Annotated in this window: 27 protein-coding genes; 15 read left to right on the top strand and 12 right to left on the bottom strand. The window is 62.9% G+C overall.

Annotation, left to right across the window (positions count from 1 at the left end; all coding sequences use genetic code 11):
• Positions 1 to 58: 58 nt before the first annotated feature.
• Together recA and recX are read left to right on the top strand one after the other, a co-directional pair.
• On the top strand, positions 59 to 1,126 hold the full coding sequence (recA, locus tag ACNQP3_RS06035; protein WP_012270915.1) for a recombinase RecA: 1,068 nt from the start codon (positions 59 to 61) through the stop codon (positions 1,124 to 1,126).
• A gap of 20 nt (positions 1,127 to 1,146) precedes the next feature.
• Positions 1,147 to 1,617 carry a recombination regulator RecX gene (gene recX, locus ACNQP3_RS06040; protein WP_012270916.1) on the top strand — a complete coding sequence of 157 codons (471 nt, stop codon included), beginning with the start codon at positions 1,147 to 1,149 and terminating at the stop codon, positions 1,615 to 1,617.
• 49 nt (positions 1,618 to 1,666) lie between these two features.
• Here the strand turns inward: recX and ACNQP3_RS06045 are convergent, their stop codons facing one another.
• Entirely contained in the window at positions 1,667 to 2,788 is a 1,122-nt protein-coding gene (locus tag ACNQP3_RS06045; RefSeq protein WP_012270917.1) for an LOG family protein, read from the bottom strand.
• A 160-nt stretch (positions 2,789 to 2,948) separates the two neighbouring features.
• Between ACNQP3_RS06045 and ACNQP3_RS06050 the strand changes: the two genes are divergently transcribed.
• Positions 2,949 to 3,158: a hypothetical protein gene (locus ACNQP3_RS06050; RefSeq protein ID WP_012270918.1), complete on the top strand. Its 210-nt coding sequence runs from the start codon at positions 2,949 to 2,951 to the stop codon at positions 3,156 to 3,158.
• Between the two features lie 15 nt (positions 3,159 to 3,173).
• Here ACNQP3_RS06050 and ACNQP3_RS06055 read toward each other — a convergent pair whose 3' ends face one another.
• On the bottom strand, positions 3,174 to 3,593 hold the full coding sequence (locus ACNQP3_RS06055) for a quorum-sensing-regulated virulence factor family protein (protein WP_012270919.1): 420 nt from the start codon (positions 3,591 to 3,593) through the stop codon (positions 3,174 to 3,176).
• A 218-nt stretch (positions 3,594 to 3,811) separates the two neighbouring features.
• Between ACNQP3_RS06055 and ACNQP3_RS06060 the strand changes: the two genes are divergently transcribed.
• The 3 genes from ACNQP3_RS06060 (at position 3,812) to ACNQP3_RS06070 (ending at position 5,791) form a co-directional block, all read left to right on the top strand.
• The gene (locus tag ACNQP3_RS06060; RefSeq protein ID WP_012270920.1) at positions 3,812 to 4,522 is read left to right on the top strand and encodes a tRNA-uridine aminocarboxypropyltransferase; all 711 of its coding nucleotides are present in this window, start codon (positions 3,812 to 3,814) and stop codon (positions 4,520 to 4,522) included.
• Positions 4,523 to 4,701: 179 nt separating this feature from the next.
• The gene (gene erdR / locus ACNQP3_RS06065) at positions 4,702 to 5,352 is read left to right on the top strand and encodes a response regulator transcription factor ErdR (RefSeq protein ID WP_012270921.1); all 651 of its coding nucleotides are present in this window, start codon (positions 4,702 to 4,704) and stop codon (positions 5,350 to 5,352) included.
• A 73-nt stretch (positions 5,353 to 5,425) separates the two neighbouring features.
• Positions 5,426 to 5,791: a diacylglycerol kinase gene (locus ACNQP3_RS06070; protein ID WP_010952700.1), complete on the top strand. Its 366-nt coding sequence runs from the start codon at positions 5,426 to 5,428 to the stop codon at positions 5,789 to 5,791.
• Here ACNQP3_RS06070 and finR read toward each other — a convergent pair.
• Positions 5,788 to 6,714: a LysR family transcriptional regulator FinR gene (gene finR, locus ACNQP3_RS06075; protein ID WP_012270922.1), complete on the bottom strand. Its 927-nt coding sequence runs from the start codon at positions 6,712 to 6,714 to the stop codon at positions 5,788 to 5,790. The genes ACNQP3_RS06070 and finR overlap by 4 nt on opposite strands.
• Before the next feature lie 118 nt (positions 6,715 to 6,832).
• On the opposite strand from finR, the gene fpr reads away from it, so the two are divergent.
• Positions 6,833 to 7,612, top strand: a complete 780-nt coding sequence (gene fpr, locus ACNQP3_RS06080) for a ferredoxin-NADP reductase (RefSeq protein ID WP_012270923.1) — start codon at positions 6,833 to 6,835, stop codon at positions 7,610 to 7,612.
• A gap of 87 nt (positions 7,613 to 7,699) precedes the next feature.
• Here fpr and ACNQP3_RS06085 read toward each other — a convergent pair whose 3' ends face one another.
• Together ACNQP3_RS06085 and ACNQP3_RS06090 are read right to left on the bottom strand one after the other, a co-directional pair.
• Positions 7,700 to 8,194, bottom strand: a complete 495-nt coding sequence (locus ACNQP3_RS06085) for a SprT family zinc-dependent metalloprotease (RefSeq protein WP_012270924.1) — start codon at positions 8,192 to 8,194, stop codon at positions 7,700 to 7,702.
• A gap of 131 nt (positions 8,195 to 8,325) precedes the next feature.
• Positions 8,326 to 8,925, bottom strand: a complete 600-nt coding sequence (locus ACNQP3_RS06090; RefSeq protein WP_012270925.1) for a Yip1 family protein — start codon at positions 8,923 to 8,925, stop codon at positions 8,326 to 8,328.
• A gap of 262 nt (positions 8,926 to 9,187) precedes the next feature.
• Between ACNQP3_RS06090 and ttcA the strand changes: the two genes are divergently transcribed.
• Both ttcA and ACNQP3_RS06100 read left to right on the top strand, forming a co-directional pair.
• Positions 9,188 to 10,012 (top strand): tRNA 2-thiocytidine(32) synthetase TtcA, encoded by an 825-nt coding sequence (ttcA, locus tag ACNQP3_RS06095; RefSeq protein WP_012270926.1) that lies wholly within the window; start codon positions 9,188 to 9,190, stop codon positions 10,010 to 10,012.
• Between the two features lie 4 nt (positions 10,013 to 10,016).
• Positions 10,017 to 10,688 (top strand): DNA-3-methyladenine glycosylase I, encoded by a 672-nt coding sequence (locus tag ACNQP3_RS06100; protein ID WP_012270927.1) that lies wholly within the window; start codon positions 10,017 to 10,019, stop codon positions 10,686 to 10,688.
• 40 nt (positions 10,689 to 10,728) lie between these two features.
• On the opposite strand, the gene ACNQP3_RS06105 is transcribed toward ACNQP3_RS06100, so the two are convergent.
• Genes ACNQP3_RS06105 through arsC form a run of 3 tightly spaced genes read right to left on the bottom strand, consistent with a single transcriptional unit; the run spans position 10,729 to position 12,090 of the window.
• Complete coding sequence (locus ACNQP3_RS06105; protein WP_041166404.1) at positions 10,729 to 11,142, bottom strand: DUF2069 domain-containing protein; 414 nt, start codon at positions 11,140 to 11,142, stop codon at positions 10,729 to 10,731.
• Positions 11,135 to 11,740 carry an NAD(P)H:quinone oxidoreductase gene (gene wrbA / locus ACNQP3_RS06110; protein ID WP_012270929.1) on the bottom strand — a complete coding sequence of 202 codons (606 nt, stop codon included), beginning with the start codon at positions 11,738 to 11,740 and terminating at the stop codon, positions 11,135 to 11,137. Before wrbA ends, ACNQP3_RS06105 begins: the two co-directional genes overlap by 8 nt.
• Positions 11,737 to 12,090 carry an arsenate reductase (glutaredoxin) gene (gene arsC / locus ACNQP3_RS06115; protein ID WP_041166405.1) on the bottom strand — a complete coding sequence of 118 codons (354 nt, stop codon included), beginning with the start codon at positions 12,088 to 12,090 and terminating at the stop codon, positions 11,737 to 11,739. The genes wrbA and arsC overlap by 4 nt, the downstream gene beginning before the upstream one ends.
• Positions 12,091 to 12,175: 85 nt before the next feature.
• On the opposite strand from arsC, the gene ACNQP3_RS06120 reads away from it, so the two are divergent.
• Positions 12,176 to 12,640 (top strand): TlpA disulfide reductase family protein, encoded by a 465-nt coding sequence (locus ACNQP3_RS06120; RefSeq protein ID WP_012270931.1) that lies wholly within the window; start codon positions 12,176 to 12,178, stop codon positions 12,638 to 12,640.
• Between the two features lie 34 nt (positions 12,641 to 12,674).
• Here ACNQP3_RS06120 and ACNQP3_RS06125 read toward each other — a convergent pair whose 3' ends face one another.
• From ACNQP3_RS06125 to ACNQP3_RS06140, 4 genes are all read right to left on the bottom strand, one after another.
• Entirely contained in the window at positions 12,675 to 13,079 is a 405-nt protein-coding gene (locus ACNQP3_RS06125; protein WP_012270932.1) for an META domain-containing protein, read from the bottom strand.
• Positions 13,076 to 13,513 (bottom strand): hypothetical protein, encoded by a 438-nt coding sequence (locus ACNQP3_RS06130; protein WP_012270933.1) that lies wholly within the window; start codon positions 13,511 to 13,513, stop codon positions 13,076 to 13,078. Before ACNQP3_RS06130 ends, ACNQP3_RS06125 begins: the two co-directional genes overlap by 4 nt.
• 31 nt (positions 13,514 to 13,544) lie before the next feature.
• Positions 13,545 to 14,534, bottom strand: coding sequence for a 2-hydroxyacid dehydrogenase (locus ACNQP3_RS06135; protein WP_012270934.1), 990 nt, complete (start codon positions 14,532 to 14,534; stop codon positions 13,545 to 13,547).
• 61 nt (positions 14,535 to 14,595) lie between these two features.
• Entirely contained in the window at positions 14,596 to 17,349 is a 2,754-nt protein-coding gene (locus ACNQP3_RS06140) for a response regulator (RefSeq protein WP_264316876.1), read from the bottom strand.
• 194 nt (positions 17,350 to 17,543) lie between these two features.
• Between ACNQP3_RS06140 and ACNQP3_RS06145 the strand changes: the two genes are divergently transcribed.
• The 5 genes from ACNQP3_RS06145 (at position 17,544) to relA (ending at position 24,403) form a co-directional block, all read left to right on the top strand.
• The gene (locus tag ACNQP3_RS06145) at positions 17,544 to 18,263 is read left to right on the top strand and encodes a response regulator transcription factor (RefSeq protein ID WP_264316877.1); all 720 of its coding nucleotides are present in this window, start codon (positions 17,544 to 17,546) and stop codon (positions 18,261 to 18,263) included.
• A 3-nt stretch (positions 18,264 to 18,266) separates the two neighbouring features.
• Positions 18,267 to 19,640, top strand: coding sequence for a sensor histidine kinase (locus tag ACNQP3_RS06150; RefSeq protein WP_012270937.1), 1,374 nt, complete (start codon positions 18,267 to 18,269; stop codon positions 19,638 to 19,640).
• A gap of 167 nt (positions 19,641 to 19,807) precedes the next feature.
• Positions 19,808 to 20,707 carry a cysteine synthase CysM gene (cysM, locus tag ACNQP3_RS06155; RefSeq protein ID WP_024717686.1) on the top strand — a complete coding sequence of 300 codons (900 nt, stop codon included), beginning with the start codon at positions 19,808 to 19,810 and terminating at the stop codon, positions 20,705 to 20,707.
• Positions 20,708 to 22,066 (top strand): 23S rRNA (uracil(1939)-C(5))-methyltransferase RlmD, encoded by a 1,359-nt coding sequence (gene rlmD / locus ACNQP3_RS06160; RefSeq protein ID WP_012270939.1) that lies wholly within the window; start codon positions 20,708 to 20,710, stop codon positions 22,064 to 22,066. It begins immediately after the preceding gene.
• Between the two features lie 96 nt (positions 22,067 to 22,162).
• Entirely contained in the window at positions 22,163 to 24,403 is a 2,241-nt protein-coding gene (relA, locus tag ACNQP3_RS06165; protein ID WP_012270940.1) for a GTP diphosphokinase, read from the top strand.
• The last annotated feature ends 6 nt before the right edge of the window (positions 24,404 to 24,409 follow it).

The raw sequence follows: 24,409 nt of genomic DNA on the forward strand, positions 1-24,409 counted from the left end.
TGGCTACTTATACAGGTATTCCGGCCGTCAGGGCCAAGTCGAACACGTGAGGATTTCAATGGACGACAACAAGAAGCGCGCCTTGGCTGCGGCCCTGGGTCAGATCGAACGTCAATTCGGTAAAGGCGCGGTCATGCGCATGGGTGACCAGGAGCGTCAAGGCATTCCGGCCATCTCCACCGGCTCGCTGGGCCTGGACATCGCCCTTGGCATCGGCGGCCTGCCAAAAGGCCGTATCGTCGAGATCTACGGCCCGGAATCGTCGGGCAAGACCACGCTGACCCTATCGGTCATCGCCGAAGCTCAGAAAAACGGTGCCACCTGCGCCTTCGTCGACGCCGAACACGCCCTCGACCCTGAGTACGCCGGCAAGCTGGGCGTCAACGTCGACGACCTGCTGGTTTCGCAGCCGGACACTGGCGAACAGGCCCTGGAAATCACCGACATGCTGGTGCGCTCCAACGCCGTTGACGTGATCATCGTCGACTCCGTGGCCGCGTTGGTGCCGAAGGCCGAGATCGAAGGCGAGATGGGTGACATGCACGTCGGCCTGCAGGCTCGCCTGATGTCCCAGGCGCTGCGCAAGATCACTGGTAACATCAAGAACGCTAACTGCCTGGTCATCTTCATCAACCAGATCCGTATGAAGATTGGCGTGATGTTCGGCAGCCCGGAAACCACCACCGGTGGTAACGCCCTGAAGTTCTACGCCTCGGTGCGTCTGGATATCCGTCGTACCGGCGCGGTCAAGGAAGGCGACGAAGTGGTCGGTAGCGAAACCCGCGTCAAGATCGTCAAGAACAAGGTATCGCCTCCGTTCCGTCAGGCCGAGTTCCAGATTCTTTACGGCAAAGGTATCTACCGTAACGGCGAGATCATTGACCTGGGTGTGTCTCAGGGCCTGGTCGAGAAATCCGGTGCCTGGTACGCCTACCAGGGCAACAAGATCGGTCAAGGTAAAGCCAACGCTGCCAAGTATCTGGCGGAAAACCCGGCTATTGGTGCCGAGATCGAGAAGCAGATCCGTGAAAAGCTGTTGAAAGCCGGTGCTGCCGCTGAAGCCGGCAAGGCTGCCGCCGTTGATGCCAGTGCCGACGATGTGGCTGACGCCGAAGCCGGTTATTGATTGCGCGGTAGATAGCCAATATGTCCGCCGTACTCGACACCCCCGTCGCCATCCGGCGGACAGCCATGGACCTGCTCGCGCGACGTGAGCACGGTCGCGTCGAGCTGACGCGCAAGTTGCGTCAGCGCGGCGCTTCGGACGAGTTGATAGAGCCTGAGCTCGACCGGCTCGCCGAAGAAGGGCTGCTGAGTGAAGCCCGTTACCTCGAAAGCTTCATCCGCTATCGTTCAGGCTCTGGCTACGGTCCTTCGCGTATTCGTGAGGAGCTGGGGCAGCGTGGCTTGGCGCGTGCTGATATCGAGCAGGCATTGCGCGAGAGCGAAGTGGATTGGCGCGAGCGTATGCATGACGTATGGCAGCGCAAGTTTGCCGGGCAGCGCCCGCAAGACCCGCGCAGTCGTGCCCAGCAGACCCGGTTTTTGGCATACCGTGGGTTCCCCATGGACATGATCGGCCGCCTGCTCAGTGGGCGTGATCTCGACGATTACTGAGCATTGCTGAAAGGCTGAGGCCGCTTTGCGGCCCCCCTGCAGCAAACACCTATGAACTGACCTTCAACGCCTCCCTGGCCCGCTGCGTGGTATGCATGGGTTGCGGCTTGGCCCAGTTCTCGGGCAAGTTGATGAAATCCACCAACTCGCGCAGCCTGCCCTGGTCGCGGCCATTGAAGGCGAATGACAGGCGGGTCAGGTGATTGAAATTGCCTACTTCATGCTCGGCACTGCTATCAGCTTGCTGGTGATATTTGCCACTCAGGCGCAAGTCGGCAAAGCCTTCTTGGATGTCATACAGCGCGGCCTCGCTGAGCGGGTGATGCATGCGGATAACGAACTGGCTCTTGAGCCAGCGGCTGGAATGGTAGTTGCTGTAGAACTGGTTGATTTCCTCCACTGCCTCGTCGGCACTGTGCACCAGGCGCACCAGCTTCAGATCGCTGGGCAGGATGTAGCGGTTTTCTTCCAACTGGCGGCTGATGAAGTCCAGGCAGTCGCGCCAGAAGCTACCGCCTGGCGAGTCCAGCAGTACCACCGGTACCAGCGGGCTCTTGCCAGTCTGGATCAGGGTCAGGACCTCCAGCGCTTCATCAAGGGTGCCGAAGCCGCCGGGGCACAATACCAAAGCGTCGGCTTCCTTGACGAAGAACAGTTTGCGGATGAAGAAGAAATGGAACGGCAGCAGTTTGTCGGTGCCATCCACCGTGGGGTTGGCATGTTGTTCGAAGGGCAGGGTGATATTGAAGCCCAGGCTGTGGGCACTGCCGGCACCCTCGTGAGCGGCGGCCATGATACCGCCGCCGGCGCCGGTGATGACCATCAAGTCGGAGCGCGCCAGGGTGGCACCCAGCTCGCGGGCCAGGGCGTACATGGGGTGTTCCAGCGGGGTGCGCGCCGAACCGAACACGGTCACCTTGCGTCGGCCTTTGTAGCGCTGCAGGGTGCGGAACGAGTGGTCCAGCTCGCGCAGGGCCTGCAGGGTAATCTTGGCGTTCCAGCGGTCGCTGTCGTCGTGGGCCATGCGCAGGATGGTCAGCATCATGTCGCGGTACAGCGGCAGGTTGGGGCTGTCGGGTGCAACCAGTTGCAGTTGTGCGTCGATGTGGTTCAAGTCGATGTTGTTGTCACGGAAGTGGCTGAACAGCAGTTCATTCGATTGGTAAGGCATGCAACGTCTCCTTCTGCACCAATACCTCTGACCTCAATCTAGACCCTCGCGACCGATTGTGCCGGGCTGTTTGCCACCGCCGCCCGTCGGCATGCGGCCACCGGCCGCATGGGTTTGGTTAACTGGTAGGGCGAAACGTATCGATGCAGGAGGTGGCGGTATGCATCGCTTGATCATCGAGGTGGACCGGCAGCTCTTTCAGCAGCTGGAGAACGCGGCCCAGGTGCATCACCTGAGCCTTGAGGCCGAGTGCCGCCGCAGGTTGGCGGGGCTGGAGTGTCAGTCGCGCTATTTGCAGGCGTTATTGGCCGAGATGCGCGCCGACGCCGCCGAAGGGCACTGGAGTGCCCGCGAGGACGAGAAGGTATAGCTGGGAGGGCTGCCTTTACTTCTTCTTGTTGCCGGCAACGCAACTGGCACTGTCGAAGGCCTGGTCCATGATTGGCTGGTTGGTCTTGTAAACCGTGAAACGGTAGACCATCACCGCGCCCTTGGACATCAGGTTGCGAAAACCGCTATTGCGGCAGACGCTGTCGCCCAGTTGGCTACGCACCTGTGCAGGGTTGGCCTGCATGCGTTCAGCGTGGCTCTGGCGCACGCTCAGGTGGTTGACCAGCGCCTTGCCTTCAACGGTGTAACCCTGATCGAGGATGTCCTCGTTGATCGCACGCGGGGTGCCGACGCTGCTCTCTTTGGCAACCTTCTCCAGCATCTTGTTCAGGTCGTAATCCTGCTTGGAAGCCGCCTGGGCTGCCAGAGGCAGGGCGAGCAACAAGCTCAGGGCGGGGGCGATAAGGCGCAGCATGAATCTCTCCTGGTTCGATGACTGGCGCTTTGACATGCGCGGGTCGACGGCGTTCCGTGAAATCGCGCGGTGGTGACTACCGGGCGCGATAAAACCCCGATTATAAGGGCCACCTTGCCGCCTGCACAGCAATTGCCCCCTGTTCTGGTAGACTGGCACCCTTGTTTTCTCCGAGTCATCCTTGTGCCCATTTCCAACCTGTCCAGAGGCCTGCCGGCATGAGCCATGCGGTAGCGCGCCTGCGCGCCGAACGCCTGGCCCGCAGCAACAAGCCTTTCATCGCCCGTGGCTCGCGAGCAGAGCGTTGCCCGGATTGCCGGGTCATCGCTACCCATTGCCTGTGTGCCTGGAAGCCCCGGGTGAAGGCTGACGCCGGTGTATGCCTGCTGATGCATGACACCGAGCCGCTGAAGCCCACCAACACCGGCTGGCTGATTGCCGACCTGATCGAAGACACCGCGGCCTTCGGCTGGTTGCGCACCTCGGTTGACGAGCGCCTGCTGGCCTTGCTCGACGACCCGCGCTGGCAGCCCTATATCGTTTTCCCGGGCGAGTTCGTTGCTCAGGAGCGGGTGGTCAGCGAGGTGGTGCGCGAGCCTGGCAAGCGCCCGCTGTTCATCCTGTTGGATGCCACCTGGACCGAAGCACGCAAGATGTTCCGCAAAAGCCCGTACCTGGACCGTTTTCCGGTGCTGAGCCTGCAGGCCGAACAGATGTCGCGCTACCGCTTGCGTCGCTCCAAGCGCGACGATCATTTCTGCACGGCGGAAGTCGCGGCCATGTGCCTGGACCTGGCCGGCGACAGCCAGGCCTCCCAGGCGCTGGATGCGTACCTGGATGTGTTCAGCCTGCATTACCTGAGCGGCAAGCAGCGCCTGCCGCTGGACGAGCAGGACGACACCCACCAACGTTTGCATACCTTCCTATAGTCCAAGGGGCACAACCCCTGCTTTGGTTCATAATGACGGAGCTGGCAGCCAGGGTGGGCGAGACGGCAGGGCGATTGGCTTGACCACCCTTGACCGTGCTCGGCATCCTTGGCGCCGATTCCCCGCCGGGCGCCTCCTTTACCCCCAAGCGCCTGGCACAGAACAGGATCCTTAGATCGATGGCCACTTACGAAATCCTGATTGCCGATGACCACCCACTGTTCCGTGGCGCCCTGCGCCAGGCCGTTACCCTTGGCCTGGGCCCGGATGTACGCCTGGTCGAAGTCGCGAGCATTGCCGAACTGGAAACCCGCCTGAGCGAAAAAGCCGACTGGGACCTGGTGCTGCTGGACTTGAACATGCCGGGTGCCTACGGTTTTTCCGGGCTGGTGCTGTTGCGTGGGCAATACCCGCAGATCCCCGTGGTTATGGTTTCGGCGCAGGAAGAGGCCGCCGTGGTGGTCAAGTCCCGCGAGTTTGGCGCCAGTGGTTTCATTCCCAAATCCAGCCCCCTGGAAGTGATCCAGGATGCGGTGCGCAAGGTGCTCGATGGCGAGGTCTGGTGGCCGCCGCAGGCGTTCGAGAAGGTGGATGTCTCGGCCGAGGCCAAGGCCGCCAGCGAGGGCTTGGCCAGCCTCACGCCGCAGCAGTTCCGCGTACTGACCATGGTCTGCGAAGGCCTGCTGAACAAGCAGATCGCCTATGAGCTGAGCGTGTCGGAAGCGACCATCAAGGCCCACGTTACCGCGATCTTCCGCAAGCTGGGCGTGCGTACCCGGACCCAGGCCGCGCTGCTGCTGCAACAACTTGAATCGGTTGCCAGCAACTGACTGCGCGTGGCTTCACGCTTTTTTGACCCGAGCCGGTCTAGTCTGCTGGCCTTTCTGTTGTGAAGTGACTCACATGACATCGCCATTCAAAGGCCAGACCGGCCTCAAACGCATCTTCAACGCCGCCGGCTACTCGCTGGACGGCCTGCGCGCCGCCTTCAAGGGCGAGGCCGCATTCCGCCAGCTGGTGCTGCTCAACGTGCTGCTGATCCCGATAGCCTTCTGGCTGCCGGTCAGCCGTGCCGAGCGGGCAATCATGATCGCGGTGTGCCTGCTGGGGCTGATCGTCGAGCTGTTCAATTCGGCGGTAGAGGCGGCCATCGACCGCATTTCGCTGGAGCGCCACCCACTGTCGAAAAATGCCAAGGACATGGGCAGCGCCGCACAACTGGTGGCACTGACCATGGTGGCGCTGGTGTGGGGCGTGATCCTGCTTTAAGCGATTGGCGGCAACACAATTTCGTCACTGCGGGTAAAGCCCGCAGTGAAGTTGCGGCATAGCTCGAGAAACTCACGCATGGCCGACGTCTGGTATTTCTGTTTGTGCCAGATGAAGTAGAACTGGCGCATCAGGTCCAGTTCCGGGGTTTCCACGGGTACCAGGCTGCCACGGCGGAAGGCGTCACGCAGGGCCAGGCGTGAAATGCAACCGATACCCAGGCCCGACTCCACTGCGCGCTTGATCGCTTCGGTGTGCTCCAACTCCAGGCGGATATTGAGGTTGGCGCGGTGATGGCGCATGGCCTGATCGAAGGTCAGGCGTGTGCCTGAGCCTTGCTCGCGCAGGATCCACGCCTCTTGCGAAAGGTTGTCTATATCGGCACGGCCCAGCTTGGCCAGCGGATGCTGCGGCGCGCAGAACACCACCAGTTCGTCCTCGACCCACGGCTGCACTTCCAGGTCCGGGTGGTTGCAGTCGCCTTCGATTAGACCTAGATCAATTTCGTAGTGCGCTACCTGTTGCACGATATGCACAGTGTTCTGTACGTGCAGCTTTACCTGGCTTTCCGGGTGGGTCTGCATGAAGCTGCCAATCAGCAGGGTGGCCAGGTAGTTGCCGATGGTCAGCGTGGCGCCGACCGCCAGCGAACCGAAACCGGACTTGCCGTTGAGCAGGTCTTCGATTTCCTTGGCCTGGTCGAGCAGGGCCACCGCTTGTGGCAGCAGTTGATGGCCCAGGGCATTGAGGGCCAGGCGTTTGCCGGCACGGTCGAACAGTTGGCAGCTCGATTGCCGCTCCAGTTCGGTGATGGAGGTGCTGGCGGCCGACTGCGACAGCGACAGCAGGCTAGCGGCCCGAGAGACGCTTTGGTGCTGAGCGACGGCGACGAAGACTTGCAGTTGACGAAGTGTGAATCGCATATCGATATAACCGATAACACATATCTTGATAATCCAGTTAACAGATATTGTCGCTGCCCCTAAACTATCGCGCAACTGCGCGTTTTGCGCGCCGCGTTTTTCTTCAGGAGCCCCATCGATGAGCAACATGAACCACGAACGTGTCCTCAGTGTGCACCACTGGAACGACACCCTGTTCAGCTTCAAGTGCACCCGCGACCCGGGGCTGCGCTTCGAGAACGGTCAGTTCGTGATGATCGGCCTGCAGCAGGAAAGCGGCCGCCCGCTCATGCGTGCCTATTCCATCGCCTCGCCAAACTGGGAAGAGCACCTGGAATTCTTCAGCATCAAGGTGCCGGACGGCCCGCTGACCTCGCAGTTGCAGCACTTGAAGGAAGGCGATGAGATCATCATCAGCAAGAAGCCTACCGGTACCCTGGTGCTCGACGACCTGAACCCAGGCAAGCACCTGTACCTGCTGAGCACCGGTACTGGCCTGGCGCCGTTCATGAGCGTCATCCAGGACCCGGAAACCTACGAGCGCTTCGAAAAAGTCATCCTGGTGCACGGCGTGCGCTACGTGAACGAAGTGGCCTACCGCGAGTTCATCACCGAGCACCTGCCGCAGAACGAGTTCTTCGGTGAGTCGGTCCGCGAAAAGCTGATCTACTACCCGACCGTGACCCGCGAGCCGTTCGAAAACCAGGGCCGCCTGACCGACCTGATGCGCAGCGGCAAGCTGTTCAGTGACATCGGCCTGCCACCGATCAATCCGCAGGACGACCGCGCGATGATCTGCGGCAGCCCGAGCATGCTCGACGAGACCAGCGAAGTGCTGGACAGCTTCGGCCTGAAAGTCTCTGCCCGCATGCGCGAGCCGGGTGATTACCTGATCGAACGAGCCTTCGTCGAGAAGTAAGGCGCAGGCTGGTACAAGAAGGCGACCCTGGGGTCGCCTTTTTTATTGCTTCTGAGAAATGCGCTGTTTGTGGGGCGGTCGGTGTGCCTATTCGACGCGCGTCTCGCCGCTGTACACCAGAATCGCCCGGCACCGCTTGCACAGGTAGCGCCGCCCCTGGCGCACCAGCTTGTGCCGCTGCGCGGTAAACGGGAAATCACCCTGCGGGCACGGGCAACGGTAGATGTAGCGGGTCGTCGCGCGCCGTTGCACCTCATAGTTGTGGCAACGGTTGGGTGGCAGCTCGTACACCCCACGCATGATCAGTTGCCACTCCTCGCCATGGGCCTGGATGCTATCGCCGAACAGTTGGTGGGCCACCAGATGCGCCACTTCATGGGCCACGGTCTGGCGCAGGAAGTCTTCCTGGTTTTCACGGTAGAGCTGCAGGTTGAAGCGCAGCAGGTTTTCGTGCAGGTGGGCGACACCTGCTTTCTGCCCGCGCAGCTTGAAGCTGACTTCCGGGCGCGGGAAGGGGCGTTTGAAAAAGGTTTCGGCTTGCTGGTAACAGGTTTCGACGCGTTCTTTGAGCAGCTCGGGCATGGTGGGGCGGTTCTCCTGACCGGGCATTATGCCGCAAGCATCGGCGGCCTGCCGAGCCACCGGTCAGCGCACAGCCAGAGGCCGCCTTGCGGCGGCCCCTGGTTGATGCCCCAGTGTTGGTTGAGTCTGTTCTAGTTGGTGTAGACGGGCCCCACGCCCAGTCCCCAGATAATCACCGTGGCGGCCATGATCGCCACCAATACCACAAGGCCCACCGCCAGCACCGAGCTGGAGAACAGGAAGCCTTCGTCGGACGGTATGTTCATGAACGTCGGCAAGCCGACATACAGCAAATACACCGTGTAGCAGATGGCGGCAGTGCCGATCAGCATGCCCAGCCACAGGTGCGGGTACAGTGCCGCGAGGCCACCGATGAACAAGGGGGTGGCAGTGTAGGTGGCAAAGGCGATGCACTGAGCCATGGAAGGGTTGGCGTCGTAGGTGCGAGCCATCCAATGGATGAACGCGCCCATTACCGCCACCCCGGCGAGCATGGCCAGGTACGACATGATGCTCATCCAGATGGCGCTTTCCATGGTCAGCATCACTGCCGGCCGGTCGCCGATCACCCAGCCCACCTGGGTTGTGCCAATAAAGGCTGAAATGGCAGGGATTGCCGCCAGGATCAGGGTGTGCGTCAGGTACATGTGGCTGATGGTTTCTTCTTCGCCACGAATTTCCCGCCATTCCTGATCGGGATGGGTAAACAGCCCCACAACGTGATGAATCATGCCGATCACTCCTCTCAATGTTGCCAAACGCCCCCCAGATGGAGCGCAAGCGGCCCGAGGCCCGAACACCGATGCAAGCGGTAATGTGGCCTTATGTCGCAGTATAGGAAGCGGTTACCGGCACAAACCGTGCTTTTTAGAGCAAATTGCGCTGTAAGGCGTGCTGTTGATTACATTGAAGTCTTTATCGGAATGCCTACAGCGATGCCGCGTTTGTGCGTAAAATAGCCGGCTTTTGTCACACCTCGCGGATCCAAGCGCTATGGGCACCCTCTCGGTCAACCAGAACAAACTGCAAAAACGCCTGCGTCGTCTCGCCGGCGAAGCCATCACCGACTACAACATGATCGAGGATGGCGACAAGGTCATGGTCTGCCTGTCCGGCGGCAAGGACAGCTACACCATGCTCGACGTTCTGTTGCACCTGCAGAAGGTGGCGCCGATCAAGTTCGAGATCGTCGCGGTGAACATGGACCAGAAGCAGCCGGGCTTCCCCGAGCATGTGCTGCCGGCCTACCTCAAGGAGCTGGGCGTCGAGTACCACATCGTCGAGAAGGATACCTACTCGGTAGTCAAGGAGCTGGTGCCCGAGGGCAAGACCACCTGCTCGCTGTGTTCGCGCCTGCGCCGTGGCACCCTGTACACCTTCGCCGACGAAATCGGCGCGACCAAGATGGCGTTGGGGCACCACCGCGACGACATCGTCGAAACCTTCTTCCTCAACATGTTCTTCAACGGCGCGCTCAAGGGCATGCCGCCGAAGCTGCGCGCCGACGACGGCCGCAACGTGGTGATCCGGCCGCTGGCCTACTGCAGCGAGAAGGACATCCAGGCTTACTCGGACATGAAGGAATTCCCGATCATCCCGTGCAACCTGTGCGGCTCGCAGGAAAACCTGCAGCGCCAGGTGGTCAAGGACATGCTGGTGGAGTGGGAGCGCAAGCACCCGGGCCGTACCGAGAGTATCTTCCGGGCGCTGCAGAACGTGGCGCCATCGCAACTGGCCGACCGCAACCTGTTCGATTTCACCAGCCTGAAGATCGACGAAAACGCCACCCCGCGTTTTCTCGATGTGCTGAACATCTGAGCCTATGCGCGATTACCAGTGGCTGCACGAGTACTGCCTGAACCGCTTTGGCTCGGCCCAGGCCTTGGAGGCCTTTCTGCCGCAGCCGCGCACCCCGGCGCAATTGCGCGACATCAGTGACGACCGCTACCTGTCGACCCTGGCTTTGCGCGTGTTCCGCGCCGGGCTCAAGCACAGCCTGGTAGATGCCAAGTGGCCGGCGTTCGAGCAGGTGTTCTTCGGCTTCGACCCGGAAAAGGTAGTGCTGATGGGCGCCGAGCACCTGGAGCGGCTGATGCATGACGAGCGCATCATCCGCCACCTGGGCAAGCTCAAGAGCGTGCCGCGCAATGCGCAGATGATTCTCGACGTGGCCAAGGAAAAGGGCAGTTTCGGCGCGTTCATCGCCGACTGGCCGGTGACCGATATCGTCGGCTTGTGGAAGTACCTGGCCAAGCATGGCAACCAGTTGGGCGGGTTGTCGGCGCCGCGTTTTCTGCGCATGGTTGGCAAGGACACCTTCATCCCTACCGATGACATGGCGGCGGCGTTGATCGCGCAGAAGGTGATAGACAAGCAACCGACCAGCCAGCGTGACCTGGCCTTGGTGCAGCAGGCATTCAACCAGTGGCACGCAGAGAGCGGTCGGCCGCTGTGCCAGTTGTCGGTGATGCTGGCGCATACCGTCAACCATTGACGGGTGTGTTGGTTTCTTCGCGGGCAAGCCCGCGAAGCGTCTAACTGCCTTCGCCCGCCAGGCGCCGCTCATGCTGGAACTTCCAGCGCACATAGAGCAGCCCGGCAATGAACAGCCCCAGGCTCACCAGCACTTCAACCCAGCCAAATACCGCTCGCGCCGGGTCGAATGCCGCCAGCACGCCCTTGATGAAATAGATATTCACCACGAAGCAGGTCCAGGCATGTGCCCGGGCGCTGCCTGTCAGCATGCCTGGCAGCAGCAACAGCAACGGCACCAGTTCGATCGCCAGGATCACCTCGACCCGCGCACCATGCAGGTTGGCGAACCACAGGTTGTTCACCACCAGCAGGGCGATCAGGCCGAAGAAGAACGCCAGGCTCAACGCCCGCGTCAGGCGCAGGCGAGGTGCCAGCCATTCCAGCGGCGGCAACACCTTGGGCTTTTTAGCCACGCGCGGCCTCCAGGGCCTTGGCCGTGGTCGCCAGGCGTTGGCCCAAGGCGCGGCACAGGGCAATCTCGTGTTGGTCGAGTTCACGTTTGCCATCGGCACCGGCGTGGTGGCTGGCGCCGTAAGGGGTGCCGCCGCCACGGGTTTCGAGCAGCGCCGACTCGCTGTAGGGCAGCCCCATTACCAGCATGCCGTGGTGCATCAGTGGCAGCATCATCGACAGCAGGGTGGTTTCCTGGCCGCCGTGCAGGCTGGCGGTGGAGGTGAACACGCCCGCTGGCTTGCCGACCAGCTCACCGCCCAGCCACAGGCTGCTGGTGCCATCCAGGAAGTACTTCAGCGGCGCCGCCATGTTGCCGAAGCGGGTCGGGCTGCCCAGTACCAGGCCGGCGCAATGGCGCAGGTCGTCGAGGGTGGCGTACAGCGCGCCACTGGTTGGGATATCCGGGGCCACCGCTTCGCATTCGGTGGAAATCGCCGGCACCGTGCGCAAGCGTGCCTCCATGCCGGCCAGCTCGATGCCGCGAGCGATGTGCCGGGCCATTTCGCTGGTGGAACCATGGCGGCTGTAATACAGCACCAGGATGTAGGGCACGCTCACGGCAGGATCTCCAGCACTTTTTCCGGTGGGCGACCGACCACGGCCTTGTCACCGGCGACCAGAATCGGCCGTTCGATCAGCTTGGGGTGCTGGGCCATGGCTTCGATCAGTTGCGCGTCGGTCAGTGCCGGGTCGGCCAGGTTGAGCGCTTTGTATTCGTCCTCGCCGGTACGCAGCAATTGGCGTGGGGCGATGCCCAGCTTGCCGAGCAGGGCCTTGAGGGTGGCTGCGTCGGGCGGGGTTTCGAGGTAGCGCACGATGGTCGGTGCCAGGCCGCGGGCTTCGAGCAGTTCCAGCGCGCCGCGGGATTTCGAGCAGCGCGGGTTATGATAGAGCGTGAGGTCAGTCATGTCGGGTCGCATCCAGCTGGGTGTGGCGGCTATTCTAACCGCAGCGACTGACCAATTTGCTTTAAAACTCGAGAAGGATTGACCCATGGCAAGGCGTCTGGCAGCAGTACTGGCCATCACCGCGAGCCTGTTGCTCGGTGGTTGCGGTGCCGATTATGGCGTGGACCAACACGGTAATACGGTTAAGGCCGAACAGATCGAAGGGCACTGGCTGGTGCTCAATTACTGGGCTGAATGGTGCGGGCCGTGCCGTACCGAGATCCCGGAACTGAACGCAGCGGCCAAGCAGTGGGCGGCTGATGGCATCAAGGTGGTGGGGGTGAACTTCGATGGTTTGCAGGGGCAGGACTTGAAGCAGGCCGCTGAAACCCTGGGTATCGGTTTCACCGTGCTGGCCCAGGACCCGGCCGAGCGCTATGACCTGCCGCGCAGCGAGGCGCTGCCGGTGACCTACATCATCGATGACAAGGGCAAGGTGCGTGAGCAGTTGCTGGGCGAGCAGACGCTGGAAGGGCTGCAAGCCAAGATCAAGGCGCTGAAAGGCGCCTGATGCAGTTGGGGCCGCAAAGCGGCCCCATTGATTATCAGCCTTCTTCAGGCCAGAAGCGCAGCGGCTTGCCCTCGGCCGGCCAGAAGCGCATCTGCTCCACCGGCGATACGTCCCAACGCTCTACCGTTTCCAGCGCCTGCAGGAAGCGCTTTTCTTGCTCCATCAGCGCCGGTGCGCACAGCTTGCGGGTCTTGCCGACCTTGCCGAAGCTCAGGTGCTCGCCATCGAGCGTGTACGGTGCAAACCAGTGGTTGCAGCCGCCGTTGCCGTAGGCACGGCCGTCGCTGGCCAGGGTCAGGGTCAGGTGGCTGTAGTCCATCAGTGGTCGTTCGCCAATCCACTCCAACACATAGCTGCGCTCCTGCTGCAGCTTGGACGGTTCGGCGGCGCAGCCGAGCAGGCCGGTGGCAATCAGCGCGCCGGTCAGCAGGTTTTTCACGCGGCGCTCTCCTGGCAATGGGGGCACAGGTGTTTTTCGCCACGGCTGACCCAGCCCAGCTCGGCAATGCGCGCGCTGGCGGCAGGCTGGCGGGCTTTCTTGCCCAGTTTGGCATCTACCGCGAACTCGAAGTCCAGCACGGCGTCGCAGTTGTCGCACTCGACCTGCCAGGTGAGGATTTCCAGCTCGTTGAACACCGGGCCAGTAGCCACGGCAACCCATTGGCCGCGTGGGTTGATCAGGTGGCGTACGCTCTCCACGGTCAGGCGCATGGACAAGTCCTTGCTGCCCTTCAGGGTGACCAGCAGGGTGTCGCCTTTGTGCATCGAGCCGCCGTTGCCAGTGACCTGGTAGCGGCCCGGCACCAAGGCACGGCACTCGATCAGGGTGTGTTGCGGGTTGAAAAGGGTGTAGCGGAAATCGTGCTCGACCATGGGTCCTCCAGAAATGCCGCGTATCCTAGCACTAACCCATCACCAGATTCTGTGGATTGCCTGCCGCCCAGCGGTTGATGTTGTCCAGCGTGGTCTGGGCAATGGCATCCAGCGCCTCGCGGGTGAGGAAGGCCTGGTGGGCGGTGATGATCACGTTGGGGAAGGTCAGCAGGCGGGCCAGCACATCGTCCTGCAGTGGCAGGTCGGAGCGGTCCTCGAAGAACAGCTGGGCTTCTTCTTCGTAGACGTCCAGGCCCAGGTAGCCAAGCTGGCCGCTTTTCAGCGCGTCAATCAGCGCAGGGGTATCGACCAGCGCGCCGCGACCGGTGTTGACCAGCATGGCGCCGGGCTGCAACTGGGCCAGGCTTTGCGCATTGATCAGGTGGCGGGTGTGTTCGGTCAGCGGGCAGTGCAGGCTGATGATGCGGGCTTCGCGCAGCAGCTCGGGCAGGGGCAGGTAACGCGCGCCAAGGGCCAGCAGCTCTGGGTTGGGGTAGGGGTCGTAGGCCAGCAATTGGCAACCGAACCCTGCCATGATGCGGGCGAAGGCGGCGCCGATCTGGCCGGTGCCGACCACGCCCACGGTTTTGCCGTGCAGGTCGAAGCCGGTTAGCCCGTGCAGGGTGAAGTCACCTTCGCGGGTACGGTTGTAGGCTCTGTGCAGGCGCCGGTTGAGCGCCAGGATCAGCGCCACGGCGTGCTCGGCCACGGCGTGTGGCGAGTAGGCCGGCACGCGTACCACGGCCAGGCCCAGGCGCTGGGCGGCAGCCAGGTCTACGTGGTTGTAGCCGGCCGAGCGCAGGGCGATCAGCCGTGTGCCACCTGCGGCCAGGCGCTGCAGCACCGTGGCGTCGAGTTCGTCATTGATGAAGGCGCACACCACCTCAAAACCATCGGCCAGTGCGGCGGTGTCCAGGGTCAGGCGGGCGGGCTGGAAATGCAGCTCCAGCGACGTGCCGTTGGCAGCCTCGGTGAAGCTTTCTTGGTCGTAGTGCTGGCTGCTGAACAACAGGGCGCGCATGGTGGGGTTTCCTTTGTGGTGCATGTCTTGGGGTGGTGGTTGCCTGTATCAAGCCAGGCACTCAGGCGCTCAGCCGCGCCTGCGCAGCCAGCCGGCCGATCGCACTGTCCAGTTCATCCAGGGCCTGCTGCGCCTGCGGATTGTCCTGCTTCAACAACGTCTCGCTGCGCTGGCACGCTGCCCGCAACTGCGGCACGCCGCAATAGCGCGAGGCGCCGTTCAGACGGTGCACCTGCTCGATCAGCCCTTCGCGGTCATTGGCCTCGCGGGCAGCGCGTATGGCTTCGCGGTCGGCATCCAGCGAGGCCAGCAGCATGCTCAGCATGTCGGCCGCCAGGTCTGCCTTGCCAGCGGCCAGGCGCAGGCCCTCTTCCGGGTCGAGCACCTTCAGTTCATCGCCGTTGGCCGGCAACTCGGCCTGCGCCTGGTGCGGTGCACCGAGGCTCAGGCCGGTCCATTTCATCACCACCTGGGCCAGTTGCCGTTCGCTGATCGGTTTGGTCAGGTAGTCATCCATGCCGCCGTGCAGCAACGCGCGCTTTTCGTTGGCCATGGCATGGGCCGTGAGGGCGACGATCGGCAGCGGGTTGCCGCTTTGGGTGTTTTCCCACAGGCGGATCTGTTCGGTGCAGGCGCGGCCGTCCATGCCAGGCATCTGCACGTCCATCAGCACCAGGTCGAACGGCTCATCCTGCACGGCCTGTACCGCAGCATAACCATTGTCGACGGCCAGCACCTCAGCACCCAGGTCTTCGAGCAGGGTCTGCACCAGCAGCAGGTTGGCGGCATTGTCGTCGACGCAGAGTATTTTCGGCTGGCGCTGGCCGTTGACGTTGTTCACCTCGGCCAGCGGTCGACGCGGCTGCACCAGCTCCAGCAATAGGCGCCGCAGCTTGCGGGTGCAGGTGGGCTTGGACAGCAACTGGCCATGGCCGTTGGGCAGGTACGGGTGGTACAGCGCCTGCTCGGTGGTCGGGCACAGCACCACGCATTGGCAATGGTAACGCTCAAGCTGCTGGTGATAGTGGCCCAGTTGCTCGGGCGACAGGTTGCCCAGGTTGGCCCCGAGCACGGCGAACTCGAACGGCAGGCCGGCTTGGCTGGCGGCCTGCACCCCATGCAGCAATTGGTCGTAGGAGGCGAACAGGCTCACGCTGAGGCCGCAGTCTTCCAGCTGGTGCTCCAGCGCCTGGCGCGCCAGTTCGTGGCCATCGACAATGGCTGCGCGGCGGCCCAGTAGTGGCTGCAGCGGAAGCTCCTCGACATCGTCGTGAGCCTTGGGCAGGTTGAGGCTGATCCAGAACTGCGAACCTTCACCCGGAGTGCTGTCGACACCGATTTCGCCGCCCATCTGCTCGATCAGGCGCTTGGAAATCACCAGCCCCAGGCCAGTGCCACCCGGCTGCCGGGCCAGCGAGTTGTCGGCCTGGCTGAAGGCCTGGAACAGTGTGCGCACATCCTGCGGCGACAGGCCGATGCCGGTGTCCTGCACACTGATGCGCAGTTGCGCGTGGTCTTCGTGCTCGTCGTCGAGCATGGCGCGCACCACGATCGTGCCTTCGCGGGTGAACTTGATGGCGTTGCTGACCAGGTTGGTGAGGATCTGCTTGAGCCGCAACGGGTCGCCGATCAGCGAGGACGGCGTGTCGCGGTAGATCAGGCTGAGCAATTCCAACTGCTTGGCGTGGGCGGCCGGGGCAAGGATGGTCAGGGTGTCCTGGATCAGGTCGCGCAGGTTGAACGGAATGCTGTCGAGCACCAGCTTGCCGGCCTCGATCTTGGAGAAGTCGAGGATCTCGTTGATGATCCCCTGCAGGTTGTCGGCGGACTTCTCGATGGTGCTCAAGTAGTCCAGCTGGCGCGGCGTCATCTCGCTTTTTTGCAGCAAGTGGGTGAAGCCGAGGATGCCGTTGAGCGGGGTACGGATCTCGTGGCTCATGTTGGCCAGGAATTCTGACTTGATACGGCTGGCTTCAAGGGCTTCCTTGCGCGCCATATCAAGCTCGATGTTCTGGATTTCGATGGTTTCCAGGTTCTGGCGCACGTCCTCGGTGGCCTGATCGATGCTGTGCTGCAGTTCTTCGTGGGCGTTTTGCAGGGTTTCGGCCATGCGGTTGATACCGCGAGCCAGCTCGTCCAGCTCATGGCTGCCCATGGCCGGCAGGCGTTCTTCGAGGTGGCCGTCCTTGAGCTGGTTGACCGCGTGCTTGATGCGTTCGATGGGGTCGTTGATGGTGCGGCTCATGCGCAGCGCCAGCAGGCCGCTGAGGACCAGGCAGGCGAAGATCAGCAACAGGCTGGTGAACAGGTTGCGGTAGCCGCGCAGCAGCGTGCCGTCGTGCGACAGCTCGATCTCTACCCAGCCCAGCAGGCGCTCGGCTTCGGCCGGCACGGCATCGGTGGCCAGGTCGCGGTGGTGGCCGAACACCGGCATCAGGTAGCGGGTGGCGTCATTGCCACTGCGCTGCAGCAGTTGCGTGCCGGTCCCGCCGCTGGGTGGCAGGTTGAGCATGCTCGGGCCGGCGTGGGCCAGGCGCGTGCGGTCCGGGGCCAGGAAGGCGACGGCGCGCACATCGGCCTGCTCCAGGGTTTGTGCGGCAATGCGTTCCAGTTGCGCAGGCGCAAGCCGGGCCATGGCAGGTGCTGCCAGTGGCGCCAGTTGTTCGGCGATCATCTTGCCGCGCTGCAGCAACTGGGTGCGCAGGTCGTTCTGTTGCAGCCAGGTGAAGTAACTGCCCAGCACCAGGGCCATCAAGCCGGCCGGCAGCAGTGCCAGCAGCAGTACCCGGCTGCGAATTCCCAAACGATCGAGCACACTCGCCTCCTGTGATGTGCCTGGTAGCCGTCAGGTGGTGACGGTCAAGCCGCGAAGTTACTCCGCCTGCCGCACCATTGCACCTCTTTCAATAGCTGATTTGCAGCATTGCCGGGGCATTGGTCGCAGGGCGGTTGCCTGGCAGGCGGTGGATGCTCAATAATTGCACAATTGAGAATGCATGGCAGTTGCCAATGAATCCTGTAGCTATTCACAACTCCAATATCCTCGCCATCGAGGACGACCCGGTCCTGGGTGCCTATCTGCACGAAGAGCTGCAACGGGGTGGTTTTCAGGTCACCTGGTGCCGTAATGGCCTGGAGGGTTTGGAAACAGCGGGTCGCCAAATCTTCGATGTGGTGCTCATGGACATCCTGCTGCCGGGGCTCAATGGCCTGGATGCCCTGGCGCAATTGCGCAAGCGTAGCGCCACACCGGTGATCCTGATGTCGGCGCTGGGGGCCGAGGCCGACCGTATCAGCGGCTTTCAGCGAGGGGCCGACGATTACCTGCCCAAGCCGTTCAGCATGGCCGAGTTGCAGGTGCGCATCGAGGCGATTCTGCGCCGCGTGGCCCTTGAGCGGCGCTATCAAGCTCCATTGGAGCAGGCTGGCTGCGGTGAGCTGGAGTTCGATGAGGAGCTATGCGATGTGCGCCTGGATGGCCATCTGGCAGGCTTGACCCCCAGCGAGTTCCGGTTGTTGGACATCCTTAACCGCAACCTCGAAGAGGTCCTGAGCAAACCGTTTCTGTACCAGCAGGTGTTGCAGCGCGGCTATTCGCGGCATGACCGCAGCCTGGACATGCACGTCAGCCAGATCCGTCGCAAGCTCAAGGGTATCGGCTACCACGAACGACAGATACGCACCGTGTGGGGCAAGGGTTATGTGCTCAGCGCCGGCGAGGCGGAGTGAGCCATGCTGGATCGCCACTCGCTGTTCTGGAAACTCGCCATTTTGCTGGTGGGTTTCTGCCTGCTGATGATCGGCCTCAGTTACACCTGGGGCCGGCACATGGAAACCCAGAATGCCTTCCTATCGGAGCCGGCCCGGCAGGCATTGCGGGGCTACGCCGGCGAGGCTGAACAGGCCTGGCGCAGCGGTGGGCGGGCGGGGCTGGACCAGTGGGTGGCGGCGATGCATCAGCGTGAACGGGGCTGGGTGGGCGTGCTCGACATCAACCTGCGGCCGCTCGACAGCGCTACCCTCAACCCGCAGATCATGCAGCGGCTGACCCGCCTGCGCGGTGTCGACTGGCCGATGAGCCGGCGCAGCGTCGACCAGCCGTGGGTGCGCATACCCTTCCCGGGGGCGCCGGAGCAGGGCATGCTGGTGATCGAGCTGCCACAGCGGTTCAACCCGGACCAGTACCGCTTGCTGTGGCGCATTGTCACCAACGGCATCATCCCCGGTCTGTTCACCTTGTTGCTGTGCGTGGGCCTGTACCGGATGTTGATCGTGCCGCTGAACCAGCTGCGCGAGCAGGCCAATGCCTGGCGCGCCGATCAGCTGTCGGCACGCCTGGACTCGCGCACCATCGCCCGGCACGACGAGCTGGGCGAGCTGGCCCGTGCCTTCGACCAGATGGCCGAGCGGCTACAGGGCACGGTGGCCATGCAGCAGCAGTTGCTGCGCGACTTGTCCCACGAAATGCGCACGCCGCTGAGCCGGTTGCGGGTCGCTTGCGACGGCGAAACCGACCTGCAACGCCTGCGTGAGCGCCTGACCCGTGAGGTGGACTGCATGCAGCAGCTGGTGGAGGGCACCCTGCAGTTGGCCTGGCAGGACGCCGAACGTGCGCCGATGAACCTGGAACCGATCGAAGTGCACGCGCTTTGGGAGCTGCTGGCTGAGAATGCCTGCTATGAAAGCGGCTGGTCGCCTGCCCGCTTGCGCTGCGAAGTGCCGGCCGACTGCTGGGTGCAGGGCAACCTCAACCACCTGGCCCAGGCGCTGGAGAACATGCTGCGCAATGCCATCCGCCATTCACCGGCCGAGGGTGTCGTGCGGTTGGGCGGGCAGCGTGAGGGTAGCTATTGGTGGTTGTGGCTGGAGGATGAGGGCGGCGGGGTGGCCGAAGAAGACCTGGAGAGGATCTTCGCGCCGTTCTCGCGGCTGGATGGCTCGCGACCGGGGGATGGTGGTTTTGGCCTGGGGCTGAGCATTGCCCGCAGCGCCATCCAGCGCCAGGGTGGGACCTTGTGGGCGCAGAATGGCAAGCATGGGTTGCGGCTGTGGATGCGTTTGCCGTCACATGTATCGGCCTCTTCGCGGGTACCACATTTCACCTGAAGGCAGCCCAATCCCTGTGGGCGCGGGTTTACCCGCGAAAAGGCTGGCACAGGTCGCAGCTTATAGCTTATAGCTTGTAGCTATATGCACCACAGATTGCGTGATATGGCCACGGAGGGTTTGCCGGTATGATAGGCGCCCCTGCCGTCCGGATTGTGAAATACGCCATGACCTTGCAGTACCCAACCATCGCCGATTGCGTCGGCAATACGCCCCTGGTTCGCCTGCAGCGCATTGCTGGTGAAACCAGCAACACCCTCCTGCTCAAGCTCGAAGGTAACAATCCTGCCGGCTCGGTGAAGGACCGCCCGGCGCTGTCGATGATCACCCGCGCCGAACTGCGTGGGCAGATCAAGCCTGGCGACACCCTGATCGAAGCCACATCCGGTAACACCGGCATCGCCCTGGCGATGGCGGCGGCGATCAAGGGCTACAAGATGATCCTGATCATGCCCGACAACTCCACTGCCGAGCGCAAGGCCGCCATGACCGCCTATGGCGCCGAGCTGATCCTGGTGACCAAGGAGGAGGGCATGGAAGGCGCCCGCGACCTGGCCGAGAAGCTGCAGGCCGAAGGTCGTGGCCTGGTGCTCGATCAGTTCGCCAACGGCGACAACCCAATTGCCCACTACAACAGCACCGGGCCCGAGATCTGGCAGCAGACCCAGGGCAGCATTACCCATTTCGTCAGCTCCATGGGCACCACCGGCACCATCATGGGCTGCTCGCAGTACCTCAAGGAGCAAAACCCGGCGGTGCAGATCATCGGCCTGCAACCGATGGAAGGCTCGGCCATTCCAGGTATCCGCCGCTGGCCCGAGGAATACCTGCCAAAGATCTTCGACGCCACCCGCGTCGACCGTGTGGTCGACATGTCGCAGCAGGAAGCCGAAGACACCACCCGTCGCCTTGCCCGTGAAGAGGGCATTTTCTGCGGTGTGTCCTCCGGTGGTGCGGTCGCTGCCATGCTGCGCCTGTCCCGCGAAGTGGAAAATGCCGTGATGGTCGCGATCATCTGCGACCGTGGCGACCGTTACCTGTCCACCGGCCTGTTTGACCCGAGCTAAATGTCCAAGAAAAAAACCAACAGTGGCCTGCGCTTCCAGCCGACCGGCGGCAACCGCAGCGCCCAGATTCCCGTAGGCAAGAAACAACGCCTGGACATCGAGCGCCTGGCCGGTGACGGCCGTGGCATCGCGTTCCACGAAGGGCGCACTTGGTTCGTCAGTGGTGCCCTGGCCGGCGAGGCCGTGGAGGCGCGCGTGCTCAATGCCCGTGGCAAAGTGGTCGAGGCCCGCCTCGAGCGTTTGCTGCAGGCAAGCCCCGAGCGCCGTGAGGCGCCGTGCCGCTACTACGACCGCTGTGGTGGCTGCAACCTGCAGCATCTGCCGCACCAAGCGCAGCTGGCGCTCAAGCAGCGCACCCTGGCTGAGCAACTGCAGCGGGTAGCCGGCGTGCAGCCCGAGGAATGGGCCGCCCCCTTGAGCGGGCCGGAATTCGGCTACCGGCGCCGGGCTCGCGTGGCCGTACGCTGGGACATCAAGGCGCGTCAACTGGAGGTAGGCTTCCGTGCCGAAGCCAGCCAGGACATCATTGCCATCGATGATTGCGCTGTGCTGGTACAGCCCTTGCAGTCGATTCTGCGGCACTTGCCGACGGTGCTGCGCTCGTTGAACAAACCGCAGGCGCTAGGCCATGTGGAGCTATTCAGCGGCACTGCCGAGGCGGTGCTGGTGCGCCACGTGGCGCCGCTACCGGCCGAGGACCTGGCCAGGCTGCAGGCGTTCTGCGAGCAGGCCAATGCCCAGCTGTGGTTGCAAGGCGAAGGTGAGCCGGCACCCGTGGACCCGGCCGCGCAACTGGGCTTTGCCCTGGCGCCCTGGCAGCTGGAACTGGCCTGGCGCCCTGGCGACTTCGTGCAAGTGAATGCCCAGGTCAACACGGCCATGATCGAGCAGGCCTTGGCCTGGCTCGCACCACAGGCCGACGAGCGCGTGCTGGACCTGTTCTGTGGCCTGGGCAACTTCGCCCTGCCGCTGGCCCGCCAGGCGCGCGAGGTGGTGGCAGTAGAAGGTGTGCAGGCCATGGTCGATCGGGCAGCAGCCAATGCCCGGAACAACAATGTGCATAACGCACGGTTTTTTCAGGCCGATTTATCGCAGCCTTTGGCAGGCACCGGATGGGCCGCCGAGGGCTTTTCTGCGGTACTCTTGGATCCACCGCGCGACGGTGCTTTCGAGGTGGTGCAAGGCATCGCCCGCCTCAAGGCCAGCAGGCTGGTCTATGTATCGTGCAACCCGGCCACGCTGGCGCGAGACGCCCAGGTGCTGGTCGGTCAGGGGTACCGGTTAAAAAGGGCCGGGATTCTCGACATGTTTCCTCAGACGGCGCATGTCGAGGCCATGGCGTTATTCGAAGCGGGCTAGCTGACTGGCCCCTTGGTGCGGTTGCCATGGAATGGCGGCCGCACGGTGATCGCCAGCGCACCCGCGTGGTGCGCTGTATGGAAAGGTATAACAAAGATGGTACAGGTGAGAGTGCACCAGCCGGTCAACACTGACGGCAGTATCAATCTCGAAGCATGGTTGGACCATGTGGTAAGCGTCGATTCGGCACTGGATCGCGCAGCGCTGAAAGAAGCCTGCGAGTTTGCTCATGAAGTAGAGAAAAAGGGCAACCCGGCCAAGCATTCCTGGGCGGACGGTACGTCGAGCTTCCAGGCGGGCCTGGAAATCGCCGAAATTCTCGCCGATCTCAAGCTCGACCAGGATTCCCTGGTGGCAGCGGTCATCTACCGCTCGGTGCGCGAGGGCAAAGTTACCCTGGCCGAAGTCAGCCAGCGTTTTGGCCCGGTCGTGTCCAAGCTGATCGACGGCGTGCTGCGCATGGCCGCTATCAGTGCCAGCCTCAGCCCACGCCAGTCGCTGGTACTGGGCTCGCAGGCGCAGGTCGAGAACCTGCGCAAGATGCTCGTGGCCATGGTCGACGACGTGCGGGTGGCATTGATCAAGCTGGCCGAACGCACCTGCGCAATCCGTGCGGTCAAGGCCGCCGACGACGAAAAACGCCTGCGCGTCGCGCGTGAGGTGTTCGACATCTATGCACCGCTTGCGCACCGCCTGGGTATCGGCCACATCAAGTGGGAGCTGGAAGACCTGTCCTTCCGCTACCTCGAACCCGACCAGTACAAACAGATCGCCAAGCTGTTGCACGAGCGCCGGTTGGACCGCGAGCGCTTCATCAGCGACGTGATGAACCAACTGCAGAACGAGCTGCTGGCCACCGGTGTGAACGCCGACATCAGCGGCCGGGCGAAACATATCTATTCGATCTGGCGCAAGATGCAGCGCAAAGGCCTGGAATTCAGCCAGATCTACGACGTGCGTGCAGTGCGTGTGCTGGTGCCGGAAATTCGCGACTGCTACACCGCGTTGGGTATCGTGCATACCTTGTGGCGGCACATTCCCAAGGAGTTCGACGACTACATCGCCAACCCCAAGGAGAACGGCTACCGCTCGCTGCACACAGCGGTAATCGGCCCCGAGGGCAAGGTGCTGGAGGTGCAGATCCGTACCCACGGCATGCACGAAGAAGCCGAGCTTGGGGTGTGCGCCCACTGGCGCTACAAGGGCACCGACGTCAAGCCCAGCTCCAACCACTATGAAGAGAAGATCTCCTGGCTGCGTCAGGTGCTGGAATGGCATGAAGAGCTGGGCGACATCGGTGGCCTGGCCGAGCAGTTGCGGGTCGACATCGAGCCCGACCGGGTCTATGTGTTCACCCCTGACGGCCACGCCATCGACCTGCCCAAGGGCGCCACGCCACTGGACTTCGCCTACCGCGTGCATACCGAGATCGGCCACAACTGCCGGGGCGCGAAGATCAACGGCCGTATCGTGCCGCTGAACTACAGCCTGCAAACCGGCGAGCAGGTGGAGATCATCACCAGCAAGCATGGCAACCCCAGCCGTGACTGGTTGAACTCCAACCTGGGCTACGTCACCACCTCGCGAGCGCGGGCCAAGATCGTCCACTGGTTCAAGCTGCAGGCGCGCGACCAGAACGTCGCTGCCGGCAAGACCTTGCTCGAGCGCGAGCTCAGCCGCCTGGGCCTGCCGCAAGTGGACTTCGAACGCCTGGCCGAGAAGACCAACGTCAAGACCGCCGAGGACATGTTCGCCTCGCTCGGTGCTGGCGACCTGCGCCTGGCGCACCTGGTCAATGCCGCCCAGCAGTTGCTGGAGCCCGAGCGCATCGAGCAGATCGAGCTGGTGCCGCGCAAGCCAACCGGGCCTCGTACCGGCAAGCGTGGCGACATCCAGATCCAGGGTGTCGGCAACCTGCTGACGCAGATGGCTGGTTGCTGCCAGCCGCTGCCGGGCGATGCCATCGTCGGCTACATCACCCAGGGCCGTGGCGTGAGCATTCACCGCCAGGACTGCGCCTCGGTGCTGCAACTGGCAGGCAAGGAGCCGGAGCGCATGATCCAAGTGAGCTGGGGGCCGATCCCGGTGCAGACCTACCCGGTCGACATCGTCATCCGTGCCTACGACCGCCCGGGCCTGCTGCGCGACGTGTCGCAGGTGCTGTTGAACGAAAAGATCAACGTATTGGCGGTGAACACCCGCTCGAACAAGGAAGACAACACCGCGCTGATGTCGCTGACCATCGAGATTCCAGGCCTGGACGCGCTGGGTCGCCTGCTGGGGCGGATCTCGCAGCTGCCGAACATCATCGAGACGCGGCGTAATCGTACCCCTTGAGACTGC

This window comes from Pseudomonas sp. LFS074 (genome assembly GCF_047978165.1).
Classification (GTDB): domain Bacteria; phylum Pseudomonadota; class Gammaproteobacteria; order Pseudomonadales; family Pseudomonadaceae; genus Aquipseudomonas; species Aquipseudomonas putida_P.